General features: G+C 40.1%; 21 protein-coding genes. 18 read left to right on the top strand and 3 right to left on the bottom strand.

Going from position 1 to position 24,763, the window contains the following annotated elements:
- Window positions 1-188 precede the first annotated feature (188 nt).
- From pstA to ASU03_RS12300, 5 genes are all read left to right on the top strand, one after another.
- Window positions 189-1,826: a phosphate ABC transporter permease PstA gene (gene pstA / locus ASU03_RS12320; protein WP_057832268.1), complete on the top strand. Its 1,638-nt coding sequence runs from the start codon at window positions 189-191 to the stop codon at window positions 1,824-1,826.
- A 94-nt stretch (window positions 1,827-1,920) separates the two neighbouring features.
- Entirely contained in the window at window positions 1,921-2,760 is an 840-nt protein-coding gene (gene pstB / locus ASU03_RS12315; RefSeq protein ID WP_057832072.1) for a phosphate ABC transporter ATP-binding protein PstB, read from the top strand.
- Between the two features lie 82 nt (window positions 2,761-2,842).
- Entirely contained in the window at window positions 2,843-3,544 is a 702-nt protein-coding gene (phoU, locus tag ASU03_RS12310) for a phosphate signaling complex protein PhoU (protein WP_057832071.1), read from the top strand.
- 228 nt (window positions 3,545-3,772) lie between these two features.
- Window positions 3,773-4,453 carry a TIGR00153 family protein gene (locus ASU03_RS12305; RefSeq protein WP_057832070.1) on the top strand — a complete coding sequence of 227 codons (681 nt, stop codon included), beginning with the start codon at window positions 3,773-3,775 and terminating at the stop codon, window positions 4,451-4,453.
- An 11-nt stretch (window positions 4,454-4,464) separates the two neighbouring features.
- Window positions 4,465-5,760, top strand: a complete 1,296-nt coding sequence (locus ASU03_RS12300) for an inorganic phosphate transporter (protein WP_057832069.1) — start codon at window positions 4,465-4,467, stop codon at window positions 5,758-5,760.
- Window positions 5,761-5,889: 129 nt separating this feature from the next.
- Here ASU03_RS12300 and ASU03_RS12295 read toward each other — a convergent pair whose 3' ends face one another.
- Window positions 5,890-6,168, bottom strand: coding sequence for a peptidylprolyl isomerase (locus ASU03_RS12295; RefSeq protein WP_057832068.1), 279 nt, complete (start codon window positions 6,166-6,168; stop codon window positions 5,890-5,892).
- Between the two features lie 694 nt (window positions 6,169-6,862).
- Between ASU03_RS12295 and ASU03_RS12290 the strand changes: the two genes are divergently transcribed.
- From ASU03_RS12290 to ASU03_RS12255, 8 genes are all read left to right on the top strand, one after another.
- A complete protein-coding gene (locus ASU03_RS12290; protein WP_057832267.1) occupies window positions 6,863-7,414 on the top strand; it encodes a DUF2058 domain-containing protein in 552 nt (183 codons plus the stop codon).
- A gap of 180 nt (window positions 7,415-7,594) precedes the next feature.
- A complete protein-coding gene (locus ASU03_RS12285) occupies window positions 7,595-7,963 on the top strand; it encodes a glutaredoxin family protein (RefSeq protein ID WP_057832266.1) in 369 nt (122 codons plus the stop codon).
- 188 nt (window positions 7,964-8,151) lie between these two features.
- Entirely contained in the window at window positions 8,152-9,159 is a 1,008-nt protein-coding gene (gene msrP / locus ASU03_RS12280; RefSeq protein ID WP_057832067.1) for a protein-methionine-sulfoxide reductase catalytic subunit MsrP, read from the top strand.
- Window positions 9,160-9,172: 13 nt separating this feature from the next.
- On the top strand, window positions 9,173-9,796 hold the full coding sequence (msrQ, locus tag ASU03_RS12275) for a protein-methionine-sulfoxide reductase heme-binding subunit MsrQ (protein WP_057832066.1): 624 nt from the start codon (window positions 9,173-9,175) through the stop codon (window positions 9,794-9,796).
- 297 nt (window positions 9,797-10,093) lie between these two features.
- Window positions 10,094-11,548: an amidohydrolase gene (locus ASU03_RS12270; protein WP_231731586.1), complete on the top strand. Its 1,455-nt coding sequence runs from the start codon at window positions 10,094-10,096 to the stop codon at window positions 11,546-11,548.
- A gap of 11 nt (window positions 11,549-11,559) precedes the next feature.
- Window positions 11,560-12,864, top strand: a complete 1,305-nt coding sequence (locus tag ASU03_RS12265) for an amidohydrolase family protein (RefSeq protein ID WP_057832064.1) — start codon at window positions 11,560-11,562, stop codon at window positions 12,862-12,864.
- Between the two features lie 271 nt (window positions 12,865-13,135).
- Window positions 13,136-15,343 carry a patatin-like phospholipase family protein gene (locus ASU03_RS12260; RefSeq protein ID WP_057832063.1) on the top strand — a complete coding sequence of 736 codons (2,208 nt, stop codon included), beginning with the start codon at window positions 13,136-13,138 and terminating at the stop codon, window positions 15,341-15,343.
- 247 nt (window positions 15,344-15,590) lie between these two features.
- On the top strand, window positions 15,591-16,520 hold the full coding sequence (locus ASU03_RS12255) for a D-hexose-6-phosphate mutarotase (protein WP_057832062.1): 930 nt from the start codon (window positions 15,591-15,593) through the stop codon (window positions 16,518-16,520).
- Between the two features lie 34 nt (window positions 16,521-16,554).
- Here ASU03_RS12255 and mutH read toward each other — a convergent pair whose 3' ends face one another.
- Entirely contained in the window at window positions 16,555-17,223 is a 669-nt protein-coding gene (gene mutH / locus ASU03_RS12250) for a DNA mismatch repair endonuclease MutH (protein WP_057832061.1), read from the bottom strand.
- Window positions 17,224-17,372: 149 nt separating this feature from the next.
- On the opposite strand from mutH, the gene rppH reads away from it, so the two are divergent.
- The 5 genes from rppH to ASU03_RS12225 all read left to right on the top strand — a co-directional run bounded on the left by rppH (window position 17,373) and on the right by ASU03_RS12225 (window position 23,113).
- Window positions 17,373-17,888 (top strand): RNA pyrophosphohydrolase, encoded by a 516-nt coding sequence (rppH, locus tag ASU03_RS12245; protein ID WP_057832060.1) that lies wholly within the window; start codon window positions 17,373-17,375, stop codon window positions 17,886-17,888.
- Window positions 17,889-18,018: 130 nt separating this feature from the next.
- On the top strand, window positions 18,019-20,373 hold the full coding sequence (ptsP, locus tag ASU03_RS12240; protein ID WP_057832059.1) for a phosphoenolpyruvate--protein phosphotransferase: 2,355 nt from the start codon (window positions 18,019-18,021) through the stop codon (window positions 20,371-20,373).
- Window positions 20,374-20,419: 46 nt separating this feature from the next.
- A complete protein-coding gene (locus ASU03_RS12235; RefSeq protein ID WP_231731570.1) occupies window positions 20,420-21,229 on the top strand; it encodes a sulfite exporter TauE/SafE family protein in 810 nt (269 codons plus the stop codon).
- Between the two features lie 136 nt (window positions 21,230-21,365).
- Window positions 21,366-22,262 (top strand): prolipoprotein diacylglyceryl transferase, encoded by an 897-nt coding sequence (gene lgt, locus ASU03_RS12230; protein ID WP_057832057.1) that lies wholly within the window; start codon window positions 21,366-21,368, stop codon window positions 22,260-22,262.
- A complete protein-coding gene (locus ASU03_RS12225; RefSeq protein WP_057832056.1) occupies window positions 22,262-23,113 on the top strand; it encodes a thymidylate synthase in 852 nt (283 codons plus the stop codon). The genes lgt and ASU03_RS12225 overlap by 1 nt, the downstream gene beginning before the upstream one ends.
- A gap of 768 nt (window positions 23,114-23,881) precedes the next feature.
- Here ASU03_RS12225 and ASU03_RS12215 read toward each other — a convergent pair.
- Entirely contained in the window at window positions 23,882-24,760 is an 879-nt protein-coding gene (locus tag ASU03_RS12215; protein WP_082627267.1) for a peptidylprolyl isomerase, read from the bottom strand.
- Window positions 24,761-24,763: the final 3 nt, after the last annotated feature.

Here is a 24,763-nt window from a genome sequence, read left to right as displayed (position 1 = left end):
CGTTAGTATCGAATTTAGCATATACACAATAATTTTTATAGAGGTCAATGGCTATTCAGCTTTAGGCTGTAGAGTTCAATTTTAAGGGAAATGTACGCAGTTGATGACTATCAATGACTACTTTTGCCGCATAAATAGGGTTTTACAGTAACAAGATGAAAAGTCATTCACCCATGATGAGTTACTTTATGAACAAATGGTTTAAATCAGGCGCCCCCTGGATCTGGTTATCAGCAGCGGGCGTCAGTATCAGCTTAATCTCAGTGTTGGGCTTGTTATGGCTTATCGCTTCACGTGGACTGTCATATTTTTGGCCAAGTCAGCTTTACCAATTTGATGTTCTTGATAAAAATGGTGTCAAGAGTGTTGTTATTGGTGAAATATATGATCGAGAAGAAATACCTGTCAGTCAATTAGCGCATTTAAATTTAGTACTTCCTCCCGAGCAAGAAGTATTAGAGCGCTTATTAATCAAAACCGGTAATCGAGAACTGGTCAGTTTAGATTTTCGTTGGTTGTTAAGTCACTACATTCAAAAGACCGAAACACCAAAAGATTTAGTTGTGGTTGAACGCCGTACTAATGGTAACTTTTACGGTTACATTGACAGTGTTGTTGTTGACGGCAAAGTAGTCGACTCTAATCAGCTAACTACATTATTAGCGCGAGTTGAGAATTTTCAACAACAGATTGATGACTTACAAAAGTCTGATATCGGTGCGATAAACTACCAGCTAGAACGTTTACGTTTAAAAACGCGCAAGTATCAATTGCAAAATAAGTTAACCGCGAGTGTGCAAGCCGAGATTGATAGTGAGGTGGTTAGCTTAAATCAACGCTATGCCAAGTTAGAGCAAGAGTTAATGGGCTATCGCGAAGAAATTTCGCGTGACCATCTTGTTATGCGTGCTATGGATGGGCAGTTAGTACCTATTAATTTGGAATACATCCTTAAAGTCACCTTTAATAATAAACTTAACTTTTTTGAAAAACTGAGCACTTTCTTTAGCCAGATTGGGTCATTCATCATAGAAGACCCGCGTGAGGCAAATACTGAAGGTGGTGTGTTTCCTGCTATTTTCGGTACCGTACTTATGGTGTTGTTGATGACCGTTATCGTTTCACCTTTGGGCGTTATCGCGGCGATTTACTTACATGAATATGCCGGTAAAAATGCCTTCACTAGTTTTTTACGTATAGCGGTTATTAATTTGGCCGGTGTGCCGTCTATCGTTTATGGCGTATTTGGTTTAGGATTTTTTGTCTATATGGTGGGGGGCTCACTCGACCAATTGTTTTATTCAGAAAACCTACCTAGCCCCACTTTTGGAACACCAGGCGTATTATGGTCTTCGCTAACACTGGCAATATTGACCTTACCTGTGGTCATCGTTTCCACCGAAGAAGGTTTATCACGTATTCCCTCAGAGATGCGCTACGGTTCCTTGGCCTTGGGCGCAACAAAGGCTGAAACCTTATGGCGCATTATCTTACCTATCGCCAGTCCTGCTATTATGACCGGTATTATTTTAGCTATTGCTCGAGCCGCAGGGGAAGTAGCACCGCTGATGTTAGTCGGCGTGGTTAAAATGGCGCCTAATTTACCCCTAGATGGTAATTTTCCCTTCTTACATTTAGATCGCAAGTTCATGCATTTAGGTTTTCATATTTATGATGTTGGCTTTCAAAGTCCCAATGTAGAAGCTGCGCGTCCCTTGGTTTTTGCAACCGCTTTACTCTTAGTCAGCATTATTGTTGCCTTGAATATGACTGCCGTTTCAATTCGCAATAGATTACGTGAAAAATATAAGATGTTAGAGCACTAGTTTGCTTAAACAGTATGTTTAAATTAGTCATTTCAAATTAGCCTTTAAAATGACAAGTAATGATCAATGAAAAGTAATTAGAGAAAAACCTATTATGATTTCTATAAGTCCAAAAGTATTAGCTACAGGCTCGGACCCTTTAATTAAAAGCCCGTTAGATTTAAATAATTTACCGCCCGAGCAAGTTGCCTTAGATATTAAACAATTAAATTTATTCTATGGTAAAAAACAGGCGCTAAATAATATTACCATGTCGATTCCCAAGGGGCAGGTCACTGCGTTTATTGGACCAAGTGGTTGTGGTAAATCAACCTTATTACGTTGTATTAACCGTATGAATGACTTAGTTGATGATTGTCATATCAGTGGTGAAATAAACCTTAATGGTCATAACATCTATAACAAACATGTTGATGTGGCCGAATTGCGGCGAAAAGTGGGGATGGTGTTTCAGCGTCCTAATCCTTTTCCTAAAACTATTTATGAAAATGTCGTCTATGGTTTACGTATTATGGGCGAAAATAACCGCAGAAGGCTCAATGATGCGGCCGAGCAATCATTACGCAGTGCCGCGCTCTGGAATGAAGTGAAAGACCGACTACACGAAAGTGCATTAGGCCTTTCCGGTGGTCAACAACAGCGTTTAGTTATTGCCCGTGCTATTGCCATTCAACCTGAGGTATTGCTGCTTGATGAGCCGACATCTGCACTTGATCCCATTTCGACCTTGGTCATTGAAGAATTAATCAATGATCTTAAAAAGCAATTTACCGTGGTAATCGTTACGCATAATATGCAACAAGCTGCACGGGTGTCTGATCAAACGGCATTTATGTATATGGGTGATTTAATAGAGTACAGTGATACCAATACATTATTTACCACGCCATTGAAAAAGAAAACTGAAGATTATATTACGGGTCGTTATGGTTAACTCCCTCAGTAGTAATCTATTGGTAACTCATTAGCAAGTAAGTAGATAAGTATGCAAGAACATACCGATAAAAGGACACACCATGGATAATTTACAAATAGGTCGTCATATTTCTGGCCAGTTCAATGAAGATTTAGAGCGCGTCATTAATAATGTTATGCATATGGGCGGTTTGGTTGAAAAACAACTAGCCGATGCACTAGCGGCGGTTGATCAAAGGGATGTAACCTTGGCTAAGCAAGTGTTGAGCAAAGATTATCAAGTGAATGCTTATGAAGTGAGTATTGATGATGAGTGCACCCGCATCATTGCCAAACGCCAACCAGCGGCTGGCGATTTACGGTTAGTTATGGCGATCGTTAAAACCATTACAGATTTAGAGCGTATTGGCGATGAAGCAGAGAAAATAGCACGAGTCGCCCTGGAAAATTTTTCCACCTCGCAGCAATACTTACTGGTGAATCTTGATAACTTAGGTCGACGGGTGTTAGAGTTTTTACAATTAAGCTTAGATGCTTTTACTCGAATGGATGTTGATGCAGCTATTAAAATTCATCAAATGGATGACAAAATCAACCGTGAATATGAAGCACTGATTCGTCAATTAATGACCTATATGATGGAAGACCCACGTTCCATCCCGCAAGTTATGACGGTTATCTGGTCCGCTAGAGCGTTAGAGCGTATTGGCGACCGTTGTCAAAATATTTGTGAATACATTATTTATTTTGTTAAAGGTAAGGTGGTACGCCATATCACAGCGGAAGAGATGAAAAATATTTAAATAATTAGGACGTAATTTCAAAGCAAGATAGTTACATAGAAGTACATTAAATTCAATTGATTAGCCAAGCTATAACCGAGAGTTTAGTGGATATAAATTAACACTGTTGTGGTTAGCTAATATAGGTATGCATTAAAGCTCATATTAGCATTTAACATTGGAAGTTAAATGAGTTACTATCCGCCGCGCATAGCAATGACGAGAGTTATACAGACTGGAAACATAATTATGGCCAGAAATACAATCATAGGTGTATTTGCAAAATCACCAATAAAACCGTTAGAAAAACATATTCAAATAGTTGTTAAATGTAGTAAACAACTTATCCCATTTTTTGATGCATGTTTTGCAAATGACTGGAGTGAAGCGGCAAAAATTCGTCGTAAACTGTCTAAGTTAGAGCAAGATGCTGATACTTTAAAACGTCAATTACGTCTTGAGTTACCTGGTGGCTTATTTATGCCAGTGGATAGAGCTGACTTACTTGAACTCCTTACCCAACAAGACAAAATAGCCAACAAAGCAAAAGATATTGCCGGCCGAATCTTAGGGCGTAAACTTGAAATACCAACTAGCTTGCAAGCAGAGTTTTCTACTTATCTAATGCGCTGTCTTGATGCTACCGAAAAAGCGGCGGAAGCCATTAATGAACTAGAAGACTTATTAGAAACGGGCTTTCGTGGCCGTGAAGTTGTCTTAGTTGAGAAAATGATCAACCAATTAGATGCTATCGAAGATGATACCGATGGCTTGCAAATTATTTTGCGTAAAAACTTATTAACGATTGAAAAGGATTTGAATCCAGTTGATGTAATGTTCTTATATCAAATTATTGATTGGGTTGGCGACTTAGCCGACCTTGCTGAACGTGTAGGTGCACGTTTAGAAATTCTTCTTGCTAGGAAATAGAGACTTAACTGATGGATATTATACTTAACTCAGGCGGCACCTTTGTCATTATTGCTGCTGTTGTGGGCTTCTTCATGGCATGGGGTATTGGTGCCAATGATGTCGCTAATGCCATGGGAACCTCTGTTGGTTCAAAAGCGCTAACCATTAAACAAGCTATTATTATAGCGATGGTTTTTGAATTTGCTGGTGCTTACCTTGCTGGTGGTGAAGTGACCTCAACCATACGTAAAGGCATCATTGATGCTAGTTACTTTATCGACACGCCTGAATTACTTGTTTATGGCATGATTTCAGCACTATTTGCTGCGGCAACCTGGTTATTAATCGCTTCAGCCTTAGGTTGGCCGGTCTCTACTACTCATTCTATAATTGGCGCCATTGTTGGTTTTGCTGCGGTAGGCGTAAGCCCTGATGCTGTTGAGTGGGGTAAGGTTCTTGGTATTGTTGGTAGCTGGGTTATCACGCCACTTATCTCAGGTGTTATCGCTTTTGTTATTTTTAACAGTGCACAAAAATTGATTTTTGATACCGATAAACCATTACAACAAGCTAAGCGTTGGGTTCCTGTTTATATGTTTCTTGCTGGTTTTGTCTTATCACTGGTTACCATCAAAAAAGGTCTTAAACACATAGGTTTAGAAACTGTCGACCTTGGTATTGTCACCCTTGAAATCAAAGGCGCAGGTGGCTATTATTTAGCAATTATTGTCGCTGTTATCGTGGCAATCATAGGTAAAGTATTGATTAGTCGCTTGAAGTTTGACGAAACGCTTGCCAAAAAAGCGCAATACGTCAATGTAGAAAAAGTATTTGCTGTATTAATGGTAATTACCGCTTGTGCTATGGCTTTTGCTCACGGTTCAAATGATGTTGCTAACGCCATTGGTCCACTGGCCGCGGTGGTGAGTATTGTTGAAAATGATGGGCAAATTTCCGCTACGTCAGCCATTGCTTGGTGGATTCTTCCATTAGGTGGCTTTGGTATTGTTGCTGGACTAGCGCTGTTTGGTCATAAAGTAATGGCCACCATTGGCCAAGGTATTACCCACTTAACGCCAAGTCGTGGTTTTGCTGCTGAATTAGCTGCGGCTAGTACTGTGGTCATCGCCTCGGGTGCAGGTCTACCAATCTCAACCACACAAACTCTTGTTGGTGCAGTGTTAGGTGTCGGTATGGCCCGTGGTATTGCGGCTATTAACTTAGGTGTGGTGCGAAACATTGTTATCTCTTGGGTTGTCACTTTACCTATAGGTGCAGGTTTATCCATTTTGTTCTTCTGGATGATGCAGGCAACTTTTAGCTAGCTTGTTACTTCTATAAGCTTCTAGAAAAAAGAGACAAAAAAGCCGCAAATTTTGCGGCTTTTTTATGTTTTTTATTTAAACTTAGTCTTTACAAACTATTAGCTTAACTAGCTTTTTATTGGACTAGGTTTAGCTACGTTCAGTTACTTCTAATAAGTGGTAACCAAACTGAGTTTTTACTGGGCCTTGTACGGTATTTAAAGGTGCTGAAAAAACAACTGCATCAAACTCCGGTACCATCTGGCCAGGTCCAAAGCTACCTAGATCACCACCTTGGGCATTAGATGGGCAGTTAGAATGCTCTTTAGCTACTTCAGTAAAGTCTTTACCTGCTTCAATTTCTGTTTTCAAGGCTAAACATTGTTCTTCTGTATCCACTAAAATGTGGCGTGCACTTGCTTGAGACATACTATTTTCCTGTTACTTTAAATTTGAAATTATATTTTCGACATAATTATAATCATATCATTGAGCGCCTGTACAGTAACGCATCTACATAGCAATTGAAAGTCAGGGCAATGAAACTCGTGCCTACCCATCGGTAACACCTTAGGTATAGTTGATTATCATACGGGTGCTTTAAACGGCTAGCTAAGCTTACCATTCAAGAGGCATATTTCAGAGTGCTTGAGCAATTTCAACTCAAGGTGCTATGAACAAAAAATAGGGCTGTGTTGTCAACATAGTAACCTATTGATTTTACAGTGAGTGTTGGTGATGTGATAAAAGCGAGCTGCACAAGCATGACGGTATATGGATATACCCTTACTAGACAGTGCAGGAGCACACTGTCCTGATGCTTGTGCAGAGCCCCATGGATGGGATTATGTTCAGGACGCACGGTATATCGCGGTGACAGGATGTCAAAGAGCGTGTATGCGTCTCGCTTGTTTACTCACCCACACTAAACTACAACAGAACAAAAAATAGAGACTATTGCATATCTACAGCGTCTAGCTACAAGCTCTTACTTTAGTCATAAGCTAGCTTGATGCGGTCCTTTGGAGTCTTTATGCGCCTAAATTGGCACTTACACTTAAATATGGGTAGAATAGCAAAAATTTTCGCCTCAAATATTGCCCAAAGCAGTAAGGAATTCATCATGGCTTCTCTTCAAGAACAGTTGCTCAAAGCGGGTTTAACTACCAAGCAAAAAACGCGTCAAGCAAATGCCGATAAACGTAAAAAGAATAAACAACAGCGTAGCGGTGTTGATCATGGCGCGAGTTTACAAGAGCAAGTAAAACAAGACTTACTTAAGTCAAAAGCTGAGAAGGTTGCTAAAGATAGTGCACTTAATGATGTTAAAAAACAAGAAGTTGCTACTAAGGAACAGCTATTACGTATCAAGCAAATTCTTGAACATCACCAACTGACAGGTGTTAGCGGGGAAAGTGAATATAACTACACCTTTAATAATAAAGTTAAAAAATTATCACTTAATACCATCACCCATAAAGCTCTGGTCAATGGCCGCTTGGCATTATGTGGCTTAAATGAAATCACTTACCTTGTTACCAGTGAAACGGCTGCTAAAGTTGCAGAGCTCGACCATACTATGGTGCTAGTGCAAAACGACAAGCTAGCTACTGAAGAATCGGATGAAGATGATCCTTACGCGGATTATCAAATTCCCGATGACCTAATGTGGTAGTGAATTAATAGGACAATGGTCAGCAAAATAATAGTCTGACAATTGTGATAGAATAATGGCCGGAATTGGTGTCTTGAACGCCTAAAACACTAGTACCTATATTAATAGTTAACCGAAACAAAGTGTTAATTATGCATATAGAAATTACCTTATTTACAAGAGTTACTAAATATTATGTTGATGAAAGCTATCCGTTGGCCCATAGGGCAATTAATTTTAATACTAAATTTTATTTTTTCACCGCGCTCACCAAAACGCGCGGTAGAGGAACAAGCTAAAATTGATGATAAAACCCAAAGTTTAAGCTTGTATCAGCTACCATCTTGTCCTTTTTGTGTAAAAGTGCGTCGTACCATGAAACGAGAAGGTTTAAAGATTGAGCTACGTAACATCAGTGGTAAAAATGATTTTAGTGAAGAGCTTATTCGTGGCGGCGGTAAACGCAAAGTACCTTGTCTACGTATAGAAAAATCAGATGGTCAAGTGCAATGGTTATATGAGTCAAGTGATGTGGTAGCACATTTACAAACCTTAACTAAAGCCGCTTAATTTTAGTTAAGTTCAGTTCAGTTGAGATAAGTGAAGTTAAGCACACTTACCTTATTATAAAGTGTGCCATTGTTGGCGCACTTTTTTTATTTTAAATGTTAGCCATATTTTTAATGAGCATCTTTGAAATTTTCTTAAGCTAAAGCCTTTCTTATTGATAGTTGTTGAAAATAATTAAGGCGTTAGTTGTGCTTATAAAAATACCGAAGAGCTATGATTTAAAAGAAAGCGATGTAACCCCAGAAGCTGTATATCTAAATAGACGTGAATTACTAAAAGGTATGGGCTTTTTAGGGGCGGGTGCTTTGTTAGCTACCGCTAGTGCTAATGCGAACGCTGGTTGGTTCTCCAAAGATGAGCCAAGAAAATTCAAAACAACACCGTTAAAGTACACACCGGATACCAATCCAGATAAGTTAATTCTTACTCCTGAAAGTAAAGTTATTTCCCACAACAATTTCTATGAATTTGGTGCACAAAAACAGCAACCACAAGAGTTAGCACAAAACTTTAACGTTAATCCTTGGCAGTTAACTATTGGTGGTGCATGCGATAAGCCCATCACTTTAGATTACCATGACCTAAGCAGTATGTTTCCCCTTGAAGAGCGAATTTATCGTTTGAGGTGTGTTGAGGCTTGGTCCATGGTCATTCCTTGGATCGGCTTTTCTTTAGCTGACTTATTAAAGAAAGTAGCGCCTAACGCCTCGGCAAAATATGTATTGTTTGAAACCCTTGATGATCCAGAGCAGATGCCAGGACAAGCCAATAGACGCTTAGGCGGTGGTATTGCTTACCCCTATGTTGAAGGACTTAGACTTGATGAGGCGATGAACCCACTGACTTTAATGAGTGTTGGTTTATATGGTAAAACTTTACCGCCGCAAAATGGTGCGCCTATTCGGTTAGTGGTGCCATGGAAATATGGCTTTAAAAGTATTAAATCCATAGTGTCGATTAAGTTAGTAAGTCAGCAACCACAAACCACCTGGCATAAGCTGGCACCTAAGGAATATGGTTTTTACGCCAATGTTAACCCAGAACATGACCATCCAAGGTGGAGTCAAGCCAGTGAACGGCACATAACGACGGGAGGCTTATTTGCCCGAAACCGTATTAAAACTTTAGCTTTTAATGGTTATGGTGAGCAGGTAGCTCATTTATATAAAGGTATGAATTTAAGACGGTTCTTTTAAGGTGTTTTGTTGTATGAAGAGAAAAACATCCACGGCGAATAAAGTATTCATGTTAAAAGTTGTTATTCATCTAGCGGCTTTTTTACCCTTGTTCAATTTATATTACCTTGCTTTTAATGATTTGCTCGGTGCTGATCCGGTGCAACGGGTGATTCATTTTACCGGTATCGGTGCTTTTAACTTGTTACTGCTAACGCTTACTGTGTCACCGCTGGCCAAAAAATTTAAGCAAGGTTATTTATTGCCAGTAAGACGCTTACTTGGTTTATATGCTTTTAGTTATGCCTTTATGCATATACTGAATTTTTTAGCTTTTGACTTGCAGTTTGCTTGGTTGTTATTTTTTAATGAAATTGTTAAACGCCCCTATATCACAGTTGGTATGGTAGCCTTTGTTTTCTTAGCTGCGTTGGCTATTACTTCCGTCAACCTCCTTAAACGGAAAATGGGTAAATCATGGCAAATTTTACATAATTTTTCTTATCTTATAACTGTTTTGGTGTCGATTCACTTTTATTGGTCGGTTAAATCGGAACTTATTTCACCGTTATTTTATTTTATCTTAACCCTCATTTTATTAGCTTTTCGCTATAAAAAAATTAAAGCGTTGCTCTTCTCTATCGTTAAGAAGAAATAACCAGCGTTTGTTTAGACACGCTCAATGCTGCCTTTTGAGGTAAAGGGCTATAAATATTTTCTCAGCGTTAGGGGCAGACTCGGACGGGAGCTTAATCTCTGTCATTAAACTTAATTTTTTGACTGTTTGTCGTCATAACCTTGTTGTTTTAGCAAAAAAAAATTATGGTATTGGGCAATATGTTTCGCTACAGGAATTAAGATGCCTAAAAAGTCATTACCACGCAGTTTATTTAACGGTAAATTCACTCAAAAAATCACTTATCATAAAAGTGTGTTTACCTTGCTCGCCACCAGTATGTTGTCACTCGGCTTAACGGCCTGTTTACCCAATGAAAAACAAGATGCTAAAGTTGTTATCAATAAAAACCCTTACCCCAGTACTTACCAAGCACTACCGGCGCAAAGTGTTTTACTAACCAATGCCACTATTTTAACGGGCACAGGTGTACGCTTAAATGATGCCGATATTTTGTTAGTAAACGGCAAGATTATGCAAGTAGGTAGTGACTTATCCGCAGGCAATGCGAAGGTTATTGATATGACAGGTAAATGGATTACCCCAGGTATTATTGATGTTCACTCCCATTTAGGTGTTTATCCAAATCCACAAGTGGAATCACATTCCGATGGCAATGAAATGAGCTCGCCTAATACTTCAGAGGTTTGGGCTGAGCATAGCGTTTGGCCGCAAGATCCTGCCTTTGAAACCGCCCGTGCCGGTGGGGTAACTACCCTACAGATTTTACCAGGTTCGGCTAACTTATTTGGTGGCCGTGGTGTTACTTTACGTAATGTACCCAGTGTAACTATGCAAGGCATGAAATATGCCAAGGCACCTTATGGTTTGAAGATGGCTTGCGGTGAAAATCCTAAACGTGTTTATGGTAGCCGAAAAGTTTTACCTTCTACCCGCATGGGTAATGTTGCCGGTTACCGCAGTGCTTGGCTTGCGGCGACAGAATACCAGCGTGCTTGGGATAAGTATGACAGTGACTACAGCGCGGGTAAAAACCCGGAAGCACCAAAACGTGATCTAGAGCTTGATACCTTAATGGGGGTTTTAGACGGTGAAATTTTAATTCATAACCATTGTTATAAAGCGGAAGAAATGGCGGTAATGATTGACCTAGGTAAAGAGTTTAATTATCACTCGGGTACTTTTCACCATGCTATTGAAGCGTATAAAATAGCTGATTTATTGGCTGCCAATGGCAACTGTGCGGCCATGTGGCCAGATTGGTGGGGCTTTAAAATGGAAGCCTTCGACATGGTTGAAGAAAATGTGGCCATTGTTGATGCCGTTAAAAATTCTTGTGCTGTGGTTCATTCAGACTCAAGCACCACTATTCAACGGTTAAACCAAGAAGCGGCGAAAGTTATGTACCGCGCCAATGAGCATGGTTTTGCCTTAAAAGAAGAAGACGCCATTAAGTGGATTACCGCCAATGCCGCCAAATCTTTGGGTATTGATGATGAAGTTGGCAGCTTAGTGGTGGGTAAAAAGGCTGATGTTGTCGTTTGGAATACTAATCCGTTCAGCGTTTATGCTCAAGCTGAGCAAGTCTTTATTGATGGCGCTAAGGTTTATGATAGGTATGATGATAAATACCAAGCTATAAGTGATTTTTTACTTGGCCAAACACTGGATAGTTATGTTGATAGCGATACCAGTAAAGCCGTTAACAAATCAAGCACTGAATCAGTAAACAGTTCAGAAAATAACTCAGCAAACAAGCCAGCAATCAAATAAGGGGAATCCCAATGAAAAACACTCAATTACTTACTTCATTGCGTTATGTTTTGTTTGGCGCATTTGCCGTAACAACTAGCGCGGTACAGGCAGAGACAATCGCTATCACCAATGCCACTGTGTATACAGTGGCTGAACAAGGTGTGCTTTCACAAGCAACTGTTGTGATTGATGGCGGAAAAATCACTGCCGTATATAACAAGGATGAGGTGCCAGAATCCCTTAGTGTCGACACTGTTATTGATGCTAAAGGGCGTATTTTAACGCCAGGTTTTATTGCCACTAAGAACTTACTGGGTTTAGTTGAAGTGGGTGCTGTCTCTGCTACTCGTGATGGCAAGGATAAAAAAGCCGATTTAACCTTTGATGCCAGTTTAGCCTTTAATCCTAAATCGAGCTTAATACCTTATGCGCGCAAGGGTGGTATTACCAGTAACGTGGTTATGCCGCAGGGTGGCGAAAAAGTGTTCACCGGTCAAAGTTTTGTCGTTAATTTATCCGGTGAATTTGACAGTGTTATTGTCTCTCAAAACGCGGTGATAGTGTCACTTGGTAGTAGTCGTAAAGGCTCAAGAGCGGTTAAATTACAAACCTTGAGTAATGAACTTGAAGATGCAAAAAAAGCCTTAGCCAAAGCCGAAAAAGCTAAAGCCAAGAAGAAAAAGTCGAAAGGAAAAGACAAAGACGAAAAAGAAGCTAAAACGCCATCACGCGCAGAGCAGGTTATGTATACTTTATTGTCAGGTGAAAAGCCACTATTGGCTTACGCGGATAGAGCAACAGATATTCTCGCCTTACTTAAAATAAAGAAAAAATATAACCTTGATCTAATACTGGTTGGCGCAAGCGATGCTGTGCTGGTTAGCGATGAAATAGCGAAAGCCAAGGTAACGGTAATGATGAGTGCTATTGATAACTTACCGACTAGCTTTGATTCATTGCATAACTCACTTGCCAATGTCGCTATATTGAGCAAAGCGGGTGTTACCGTTATTATCACTAATAGTGGAGAGAGCCATAACATTAATCAATTACGCTTTGATGCGGGTGTGGCCATTGCCAATGGTCTAGCAAAAACCACTGCCTTAGCCGCCATTACGGCCAATGTTGCCGATAGCTTTAACTTAAACTCTGGCCGTATTGTTGTCGGTAAAAATGCTGATTTAGTTTTATGGAGCAGTGATCCCTTTGAACTAAGTACCAAGGTTGATGCTATGTGGATTAATGGTAAGGCCATGTCGTTAAAATCACGCCAAGATGTTTTGCGTCAACGTTATACTGCCAATACTGATATGCCGCGTGCCTATACTAAATAATTATGAGATTATTAAAGTAAAGTACCAAGGCTAAGCACTAAGCTAAAGCCCTATGCAGTTGAGGGAATTACGGTACTGTTAACAAAGCCCGTATGTTAAGGAAACTTAACCTATGGGTTTTTTATTTTTCTGGTCACTATTTTTAAAATAAGTTGCCTTGGTCGGTAATATATTAAGGGTAATCGCCAAGAGATTAAGCTTGTATTTTAATTACGGATCATTATTATAATGATTTATATTTAACTAACTAACTAGTTTTTAAGCGATTATTATGCGTTTTATTTTACTGGCTTTTTTACTCTTTAAGCTAGCTACTTTAGCTTTTTCTGTTCATGCCCGGGATAAAATTGGTTTAGTCTTAAGTGGCGGTGGCGCGAAAGGCTCGGCTCATATTGGTGTGCTTAAAGTACTAGAGCAGCATAACATTCCTATCGATTATGTGGTCGGTACCAGTATTGGCGCTTATGTCGGCGGCATGTATGCCTTAGGTTATGAAGTTGATGAAATTGAACGTATTATGCTGGCACTGCCTTGGCATGATGGTTACTCTGATTTCATCCCAAGGGAAGCACTCTCTTTTGCCAAAAAACAGCACCGAGATAGGTACAATTTATCAATACGGTTAGGTTATAGCGACGGAAAATTTAAAGTTCCCCATGGCTTGTTGTTAGGACAAAGTGCTTATCAAATCCTACAGCGCTCAACGGATACCGTCGGCTCTTTTGCTAGTTTTGATGACTTGGCCATACCCTTTCGGGCGGTTGCCTCAAATATAGCAACGGCACAAATGGTGGTACTGGATTCGGGCAGTATTAACCAAGCAATGAAAGCCTCCGCCGCTGTCCCAGGTATTGTTGCAGCGGTTGAAATTGATGGCCTAATGTTAGTCGATGGTGGTATCACCAATAACATGCCCATTGATGTGGTGAAAGCGATGGGCGCCGATATTGTTATTGCTGTCGATATAGGCTCGCCATTAGCAGAGCAAAGTGAATTAACCAGTACGGTATCAGTGCTCAATCAGTTATCTACCATTTTAACGAACAATACCAGTTTGGCGCAAAAAGCCTTACTGAGTGATAAAGATGTGTTGTTACGGCCAGCCATTGATGAGCTAAGCACCACAGATTGGTCGGTTATGCCACAAGCGCTAAAGTTGGGGGAACAAGCTGCGTTGGCTAATTTAACTATTTTGGCAAAGTTAGCCATTGATGATATTGATTATCAAGCTTATCAACAACAAAAGAGCAATAAAGCTCAACAGTGGTTTGCTGAGCTAACTGACAAAATTATTGAAATTCAATTTAGCAACGATTCAAAAGTAGAAAACGATATTATTGCCCTGCATTTTGCCGTTGAGTTAAACAAAGAGCTGAGCAAAGAAGCCTTAGATTTAGCCATTGATAGAGTCTATGCCCTGGATAAATTTGAACAAGTAACGGTTGAGTTTAATGATACCGAGCAAGGTAGGGTTTTAATTCTACATACTAAAGCTAAGTCTTGGGGGCCTAATTACTTTGATTTTGGTTTTAATTTAAAGACAGATTTTTCTAATCGATCTATCACTGCCATTAATATGTCTTATTTGATGACAGATCTTACTCCTAATGGTGGCTACTGGTTAAATGAAGTTAGAGTCGGTTGGGAATCATTACTCGCGAGTGAATTCTATCAACCGTTGAACAAGTCACATGATTTATACAGTCGCGCTAGAGTTGCCTTTGCTCAAGATCGGTGGGAAAAAACCAATCAACGTCCTGAACTTAGTAAAGACTATTACTTGGCAATATTATCCTTAGGTTATAATTATTCTTTTAACGGTATCATTGAAGTCGGTGCCAGCGCTGAAACAGGAAATCTCTCTATTGATGCCCCTGCTGCGGATGAGTTTGATTATGAGAGTTACGGCAGCTTTGTTAAGTTTGGCTATGATACGCTGAACAGTATTAATTTCCCCACGCAAGGTAATAAGTTATCCGTTGAAGTGCAGTGGCTAAATGATAAGTACTCACCGCATTTAACCTCAACTACAAGAGATAAAACCCTGATCTTTACTCTTGATTGGCGTGGTGCTGTTGGTCTTGGCGGCCATACTTTTGTTGGTATAACCTCCTTTGCCACTATAGATAATGACAGTGACTTTAGTGTCCATGTGACCGAGTTAGGTGGTTTCTTAAACCTGTCTGGCTATCAAGAGGATGCGCTTATTGGTGTACATAAAGTCTTTGCTGCGGTTGTTTATCAGTATGATTTAGGCCGTGAAGTACCCGGTGGCTCAGGATTACCTATTTATTTAGGGACCAGTATTGAGGCGGGTAATGTTTGGGCTATTAATGAAACCGTTAAATACAGTGATTTAATTCACTCCGGCAGCATTTACATAGGCACAGACACCAGTTTTGGTCCTGCGGTATTTGGTATAGGGATTGCCACAGGCGGTGAGTATTCGCTATTTTTATCGCTAGGTAAGAGCTGGTAGATAGGCCACTGCAGCTAACGAAGTAACTTCTCGCTTAGATAGCACTTTTTTATATGGCTTGCTGTTAAGTAAAAGCTAACAGGTAAGCTTTTACACTATCAACCAGTGTTAGCTTCTTATAGAATTTAGCCGGTTATAGCTACTTGCTAATAAAAGCTAGCTTAATCTACCGTTTAAAAACGCTATCAATTGATTTTGGTATAACAAGCACTTACCACTTTATAACCTAACCACATTAGTTACCTTTATGACACAACTACTATTAGATAACGATTTTGCTCAAGTTACCGCCATCACCCTAAGCCAGGGTGATTATTCACCAGGAAATCTTCCAGCGGGTAATGGTACTGAATGTCATGAGGGATTCAGTATTACCCATGCACATTGCCAAGCACAGCTAAGTTTGTATGGCGGGCAAGTGTTAAGTTTTACCCCCAGGGGCCATAAAGATGTTTTATGGTTAAGTGAGCAAGCTAGTTATCAAAGCGGTAAAGCAATTCGCGGTGGTATCCCGTTGTGTTGGCCTTGGTTTGGTGCTCATGAGAAACAAGATAAGCAGCTAAAATCAGCTAACCATGGCTTTGCTCGCCAACTGCCATGGCAACTTGAAGCCATTGAGGCCGATGAAAGTGGCGTTACCCTTGTTTTGGTCTTAGAGGGAGAGCAGCAACATCCGCTTTGGCCGAATGCCTATAAATTAAAGCAAACGCTGTTTTTTGGTAAAAGCCTTAAACAGACACTAGCCATGAGCAACCTTTCGCCAGACGATGCGCAATACTCGACTGCCTTGCATAGCTATTTTAGTGTCAGTAAGCCAAAGAACGTCACCATAGATGCGTTAACTGGCGTGAATTATTATGATAAGTTAACCGGTAATTCGAGCATTCAACAACAGAGCGTTAGTTGTGTCGGCGAGATTGATCGTGAATATCATAGCAGTGAACAAATGACCCTTGTTGATAGCCAGTGGCAACGTAAAATTACCATCGTCAGCCGTAATTGCCAACAGTGGGTGTTATGGAATCCAGGCGTTGAGTTAGCCAATACTATGGCAGATATTCACCCTAATGGTGAGCAAGAATATGTTTGTTTAGAAGCCGCTAATACTCGCTGGCAAGCACTGCCCGCAGGGACAACGGTCATCATATCGCAAGAAATAACTGTCACTAAACTTTAACTAAGCCCTTGCATTGTCTAGGACTTAGTGAGTACTAATTAACTCTTAAATAGCGATGTAACAAAGCGTGAGTAAAGTTTATCTTTAGATAAAAACCCCGCGGTAAGGTCATAAAAGGTTTACCGTTGCGGTCAAATGCTTGGGTTTTTACTTTGCTGTTGGCCGCTTTTGGTCTTAACTGCATCACTTGCCCGTGTTTGCCATGAATATTCTCTACTTCACCCAGTACTATCATATCGGTGAGCTCTTGCCAGTCTTGGGCTAATAACGCTTCTTCTTCAGCGTTGGGCGACCATAAAAAAGGTGTAGCCACTACACGCTCACTCAAGGGTATATCTTTACGGGTGATCACTGGCACCCAGAGCACTCGCGCTAACTTCTTACGTACGTAGCAATTATGCCAAGTTACCCCAACTAGACCTGTTAAGGGGGCAACACTGACAAAGGTTGTTTCAATAGGTTTAGCTTGCTCGTTAATGGGTAAGGACTTTAATTCAATCCCTAAATGAGGGAAATCTGGCTCAGGCCTAGAGCCGGCACTGGCGCCTAAAACATGCTCGAATAACAAGCCTATCCAACCTTTATTACGGCTTAAATCCTTAGGAATGACAATACCTGCTTGTTGCGCTATTTCACCTAGGGTTAAACCGGCTAAATTTTGTGCTCTTTGCATCAGTACTTGTTCAGAAGAGGGTATGTTCATAAGTGCAGTGAATTAACCATGAAATATATTCTTACTAAGTTAATAACTATTATCATGGTTTTGCTAAAAAAATCAAAGTAATCATTTGCCCCTCTGACGTTAATATGGTTGAATTGAGGCAAGAATTTTATAAATTGTCAGGAGTTCCTGTGATCGATGCCGAAGGCTATCGCGCCAATGTCGGCATAGTAATAATTAATGACAGGGGACAAGTATTTTGGGCAAGGCGATTTGGACAACATTCATGGCAATATCCACAAGGTGGTGTTGATGAAGGTGAGTCGGCTGAAGAAACCATGTATCGAGAATTACATGAAGAAGTTGGCTTAAAACCTGAACACGTGAAAATTGTTACTTCAACTAAACATTGGCTAAAATATAGATTACCAAAACGTTATATTAGGCATGACTCTAAACCCGTTTGTATTGGACAAAAACAAAAGTGGTTTTTATTAAAATTAACGGCACCGGAATCTTCAGTTGATCTACTGCATAGCTCGCATCCTGAATTTGATGATTGGCGATGGGTAAGTTACTGGTATCCAGTTAGGCAGGTAGTCTCTTTTAAACGTGATGTTTATCGCATGGTCATGAAAGAGTTTGCCAGTTTTGCTTTACCGTTAACCTATGAACGGCGGCCAGAGCGTCGTAAACGTCGCGCCTAGTGTCAATAAAACTTAATTATTACTATGATTGTAGATTCGCGTTAAGAATCTTAATAGCCCACTTTATTGTGGGTTATTTTTTTCTCAATTTTACTTTAGGGTAAACATGACTAAATTTTTGAGGCCTTAAATGTTAACTACCTTACGTCGAATAGTCTTGGAATTTAGTCAAGAGGCTGAACTGCAAAATGCGCTAGAACGTATGGTCTCTAGTGTAAAAAAAGCCATGAAAACTGATTGTTGCTCAGTTTATCTTGCCGATTATCACCAGCAACATTTTTTATTAATGGCTTCAGATGGCTTAGCTAAAACGTCACAAGGACAAACCTGTATCGGTTTTTCTGAGGGCTTAGTTGGTCTTGTCGGCCAACGAGAAGAACCGTTAAATATTGCTGATGCTCAGCAGCATCAAGACTTTATTCACGCTCCTGAAGTTGAAGAAGAGGATTTTAATGCCTTTTTGGGCACGCCCATTATTCATCAACGTAAAGTGTTAGGTATTTTAGCGATTCAGCAAAAAGAGTCGCGTCATTTTACTGAAAATGACGAAGCTTTTTTAGTGACACTGTCAGCGCAATTAGCCAGTGCTTTGGCTAATGCCGAAATTAAAAATTTACTCAATCAGCAAGAAGAACACAATCAAGGTGTTAAACAATTACATGGTATTGCTGGCGCGCCAGGAATAGCCTTAAGTGAAATTTTTGTCTGCCAACCGCAAGCTGATCTTGCTGCGGTCCCATTAAAAAAATCTAACAACAGTGCACAACAATTATTGCGCTTTGAACAGGCGGTTGAAAAAACGCGTTTAGAATTTAATGCCTTAAGTAGTAAGTTGAGTGAAACGATTGATGATGACAGCTTAGCTATTTTTGATGTTTATAAACAATTACTAGAACATGCCAATTTAGGCCAAGAGGTTGCCGCGAAAATCGCCCAAGGCTGGCGTGCAGATAGTGCCTTAAGGTTAGTGATCGAGCATTATATTAGTCAATTTGAAGCCATTGAAGACAGTTACTTTCGCGAGCGCGCTAGTGATATTCGAGACTTAGGCACGCGTTTATTGGTTAATCTTCAGCAACAAGCGCAAGAAGAACTGTTATTGCCCAGCGAATTTATATTGCTGGCACAAGATGTTAGTGCCGCCATGGTGGCTCAATATCAGCATCAGGGACTGTTAGGTATTATTTCCTTATCAGGTTCAAATAACTCTCACGCGGCCATTTTAGCGCGTTCATTAGGTTTGCCGGCCATTATGGGGGTTAATGCCATAGTGCTCAGTCAATTACACCAGCAACAGGCGATACTTGATGGTTATAGTGGTGAGTTATTTATCAAACCTGATGAGACTTTAATACAAGAATATCAGTATTTATTAAGTCAAGAAAAAGCCCTCACCGATAAAGTTATGGCAGTGGCACACCTGCCTTGTATTACCCAAGATGGTAGAGCGATTGAAGTGTTACTCAATGCGGGTTTATCGGCAGGATTTGAACATAATACGCAACTTGGTGCCATTGGTATTGGTTTATATCGCACCGAAATTCCTTTTATGAACCGCCACTGTTTTCCCTCGGAGCAAGAGCAAACTCAGCTATATCGCAAGGTGTTACAGGCCTTTCCTAAACATGCTGTCACCATGCGGACTTTAGATGTCGGCGGCGATAAATCACTACCGTACTTTCCTATTAATGAAGAAAACCCTTTTCTGGGGTGGCGCGGCATTCGCATTACCCTAGATCATCCGGAAATATTTCTGGTGCAAGTGCGGGCAATGCTAAGGGCCAATCAAGGCTTAAATAATTTAGAAATTATGTTGCCGATGATCTCTGGTGTTGAAGAAGTAGATGAAGCCCTTCGCTTAATCAATCAGGCTTTTTTGGAGCTAAAAGCGGAATTGACCACAGCAATAACCACCGAACTGATGTCAGCAAGTAATGTCGATGGTCATTTAAGTCTCCAGCAAGCACAAATGAAAGCACAGGCTGTATCGGCGCAATTAGTACGGCCTAAAGTAGGCATTATGCTGGAGGTACCTTCGGTTATATTTCAAATGGAAGCCCTCGCTAAACGTGTTGATTTTTTCTCTGTTGGTAGTAATGACTTAACGCAGTATTTATTAGCGGTCGATCGAAATAATAGCCAGGTGGCTAATTTATATGATGCTTTTCATCCTGCGGTATTAACGGCTTTAAATAGCTTAGCTCAGCAATCGGCGCAATATTTAACGCCCATTAGTTTATGCGGTGAGTTGGCGGCACAACCTGCAGGGGCTATTTTATTATTGGCCATGGGTTATGATAAAATAAGTATGAATGGTCATAACGTACCCCGTATTAAATGGGTTATTCGTCATATTTCTTTTGTCCAAGCAGAAATTATTTTAGCTAAAGTCTTAACCTTAACAACGGCTAAGCAAGTACATAGTTACCTTAATGAACAGCTTGAAGCACTTGGTCTGGGTGTTTTTATTCGCGCGGGTTACTAGGGCTGTTACCCCTCATATTTTATCAAAAGTTTATAGAAGGGCGGACTTGCCGCAAACTAGTATGATTTTAACGGTATTAATATTTTGTCTCGTTTTAGGCTGTATTGTTGGTTTTCTGGCCGGCCTGTTAGGCATAGGTGGTGGTCTTATTATCGTACCGGCACTGGTGTATTTACTACCACTGGTTGGCGTGAGTAGCGATATTGTAATGCCGGTGGCGTTAGGCACGTCTTTAGGGGCGATTGTCATTACCTCAGCCAGTGCGGCATTAGCCCACCATAGACAAAATAATATCCCCTGGTCTTTAGCCAGACCCTTAATGATCTTAATCGCCATAGGGGCATTGCTAGGCGCTTTTATTGCTGATTCTCTTTCGAGTGAAGCGTTGGCCGGATTTTTCTCTATTGTCGTGGTTTTACTGGCGGTTTACATGTTACTTTCGATAAATTCCTCAAAAGAAAGGTCACTGCCCGCGACTTATGTTTTGCCATCACTTAGCTTTTTTACCGGCGTTATTGCCAGTTTAATGGGCATTGCTGGCGGTGCTATTTTAGTACCCATGTTGAGCTTTTTCGGCGTATCGGTGCGCCATAGCATAGGTATAGCAACCGCTTGTGGCGTTATGGTGGCCTTATTTGGCTCACTTGGTTACATCATTACTGGCTTTAATTTAACCAAGTTGCCTGAGTGGAGTTTTGGTTATATTTATTTGCCAGCCTTATTGGGCATAGTGATGACTTCGATAATATTTGCACCGATAGGGGTTAAATATGCCAGTAAATTACCGGTGAAAACCTTAAAGAAAATTTTTGCAGTTTTTCTTATATTTGTCGCTATTAAAATGATGCTTGGCTAGCTTTTAAACGTGTTTTTCCGTGGTGTACTTTAATAAATAACCTTTTAACCATAACAGGGTATAATCGTGCACATTAAGCAAATATTTTATCTTTTAATCTTTTATCTCTAACTTTTATCTAAAAAATGGACCAGCAATGACAGATAAGTTTTTACAATTCCCAGTGATAGACCCTATCATTTTTAGCATTGGCCCAGTATCATTACGTTGGTATGGCACCATGTACTTAATTGGCTTTCTTGCCGCACTGTTTATGGCAAACAAGGCGGCGGATAGAAGTAATGGCTTATGGACACGTGAGCAAGTAAGTGATTTGTTATTTTACGGTTTTCTCGGCGTTATTTTAGGTGGTCGTATTGGTTATGTGCTGTTTTACCAGTTTGACTACTTCTTAGCTGATCCTTTATACCTATTGCAAATATGGCAAGGCGGCATGTCTTTTCATGGCGGCTTACTGGGGGTTACTTTAGCGGTATTGATTTTTGCCCGTAAGACCAATAAGTCCTTTTTAACGGTTGGTGATTTCATTGTACCCTTAGTGCCTATTGGTTTAGGTATGGGCCGTTTAGGCAACTTTATTAATGCCGAGCTTTGGGGACGTCAAACCGATGTGCCTTGGGCTATGGTTTTCCCTACGGATGCCTTACAAGTTCCGCGTCATCCATCGCAGCTCTATGAATTCTTTTTAGAAGGCGTGGTACTGTTTATTATTTTGTATGTTCTTACCCGTAAGCCGCGCAGTTTAGGTTTAGTGTCTGGTACCTTCTTAATTGGTTATGGTATCTTTAGAAGTCTGGTCGAATTCTTCCGTGAGCCAGATGCTCATTTAGGTTTGTATTTCTCTTTTATTTCCAAGGGGCAAATATTAAGTATTCCCATGATACTCATTGGACTGTTTATCATTTATTGGGGGTACAACCAGCAGCAAAAATCGGCCATTAATGATAGTAAAAAAATGAGCAAAGCAAGTTCGAAGTCGACCAGTCAATCTGCTAGTTCATCATCAAGAAAATCAGTAAAAGGAAATAGCTAATGCGCGCTTATTTAGATTTATGTCAACGCATTGTTGATCAAGGTACTTGGGTTGAAAATGAGCGTACTGGCAAGCGTTGTTTGACCGTGATTAATGCCGATTTAGAATACAACGTTGGTGCTAATGAATTTCCGTTAATCACCACCCGTAAAAGCTTTTATAAATCGGCCATCGCGGAATTTATTGGTTATATCCGTGGTTATGATAATGCCAGTGATTTTCGTAAATTAGGCACCAAAACGTGGGATGCCAATGCCAATTTAAATGCAGCTTGGCTTAATAACTCACACCGTAAAGGTGAAGATGATATGGGCCGAGTGTATGGAGTTCAAGCGCGCGCCTGGGCTAAGCCCGATGGCGGCACTATTGATCAACTGAAGAAGATTGTTGATAACCTAAAAAACGGTATCGATGATCGCGCTGAAATTATGACTTTTTACAACCCAGGTGAATTTCACTTGGGCTGTTTAAGACCTTGTATGCATACTCATAACTTCTCGTTATTGGGTGATACTTTACACCTAACCAGCTTTCAGCGTTCGTGTGATGTACCGCTAGGACTTAACTTTAATCAGGTGCAAGTGTTTACCTTTTTGGCGTTAATGGCGCAAATAACCGGTAAAAAAGCCGGTATGGCCTATCACAAAATTGTTAATGCCCATATTTATGAAGACCAGTTATCGTTAATGCAAGATGTGCAGCTAAAACGTGAGCCGATGGCGTTGCCAAAACTTATCATCAACCCAGACATCAAATCATTAGAAGATTTAGAGACTTGGGTAACCATGGATGATTTTAACGTGGAAGGTTACGAGTGTCACGATGCGATTAAGTATCCGTTTGCGGTGTAGTGTTTAAGCGATAAGCTGTTAGCCGCTACTCAAGACCTAACTGAATAGATAAAGCAAAGCGGAAAAGGCCAGCTGATAACAGCTGGCCTTTTTTTTCAGCCTAGTCAAATAAGCGCAAGCCGAAATAAAATAATACTCGAAATAACTACAAAAGAATTTTTTTACTAGCCGCAGGTTAAGAACTGCTAGTAAACTGTCTAGCCGCGACTATTTTGTGCCAGAATTGCCAAAATGTTGATCTGAAAACTGTTCTATCTTTTTATAGGGCTTCACTCTGTTTTCAAACTTGGCCAAGCCATAGCCTTCTTTTCTTTTATAACGAACGCCCTCTATACCATCCTTCGTCAGGCCAGTAGCAAGACGTATGTTTCCCGAATTATCGCCAATATAAACAGGACTTCGAGTTGTTTTTTTTACGTTTCCCAGAAAATACATTTAATTTATATGCTGTTGGGTACTCACACGTTGAGGTGTCTAAGATCAATATATGCACTTTGTCATCTTTAAGAATATTAATAATGCTAAAAGGGCGGCTAGCACCACCAAGTGATCGTTTAGTTAACTTAAATCTGCTTTTCTACTGTCATTAGCATTCGAATAAAAATATTCACCGGTTAACATGGCTCGATCTAAATAGGGTGTTTAAGACCTTGCATGTATATTCATAAATTCTTTTTATTTGGCGGTATATTGCAGCTAACCGGTTTCGTGTGATACCCCTGTAGCGCTAATGGCGAACATTACCGGTAAAAAAGTAGATATTATCGTTTAAAGTAGTATGGTCATGATGGGAACTTGGCAAACATCAAGTACCTGTGGAGGCTTTCTATAGAAAAAATTATCAGGCCGTACTAACCTGGTATGTAACTTTTTTTTAAAAGCAACGGTGTCCGTACGCTCTATCAAAACCCTATATTGTTTGTTTATTGGTAAGTCACTTGCTATAACCATGCTTTTAATTACAGTGGCATTGTTAGCATAATCAAAGACACCATTATTGTTTTTATCGCCACGATTAATTTTTTGTACTATATCCATTCCCAATATCACTCGTCCAAAGATAGTCGTTATCCTATCTAAATATCTGGGTGCTTGGCCGATGACAATGTAAAAATCTGTTGTTGCTGTATTGGGCTCTTTGTTACGTGACATGCCGACAACACCTGGACAGTGGGTTAACCAAGTTTGTAAACTGCCACTACTTTGAGCGGCTCCAAAACCTTCGATAAACCCCGTTTGAGAGGCAAATAAATCGGGAGATTGCACCAAGGTGAATGTTTTATTGCCAATACTGCTCAACCATGGCTCTAGCTTTAATTGTAGAGATTTATCACTTATTTTAAAGTTTTCGCTACCATCATCTTCATCAATACTTGTGCCTGCTTGTGCAACAAAACCATCTATTACGCGATAAAAACTTAAACCATGATAAAAATTAGCGCGAACAAGTTTTTTTATTTGTGCGACATGTTTTGGTGCAAAAAGTGGATTTAATTCTATAATAATCAAGCCAGTATTTAGCTCTAGGTATAATAGATTGTCGGTATTTGGTGTACGATAAAGTGATTTATTTACCTCTGCTGCATTAACTGAAAAACAGAGGCACAGTAATAATATTATCAGCTTGTTTAATTTAATCACCATCATTTA

Origin of the sequence: Colwellia sp. TT2012 (assembly GCF_001440345.1) — a bacterium.
GTDB lineage: Bacteria > Pseudomonadota > Gammaproteobacteria > Enterobacterales > Alteromonadaceae > Colwellia.
The sequence above is the reverse complement of the archived record's forward strand: the minus strand, read 5'-3'. Positions and strand labels throughout refer to the sequence as shown.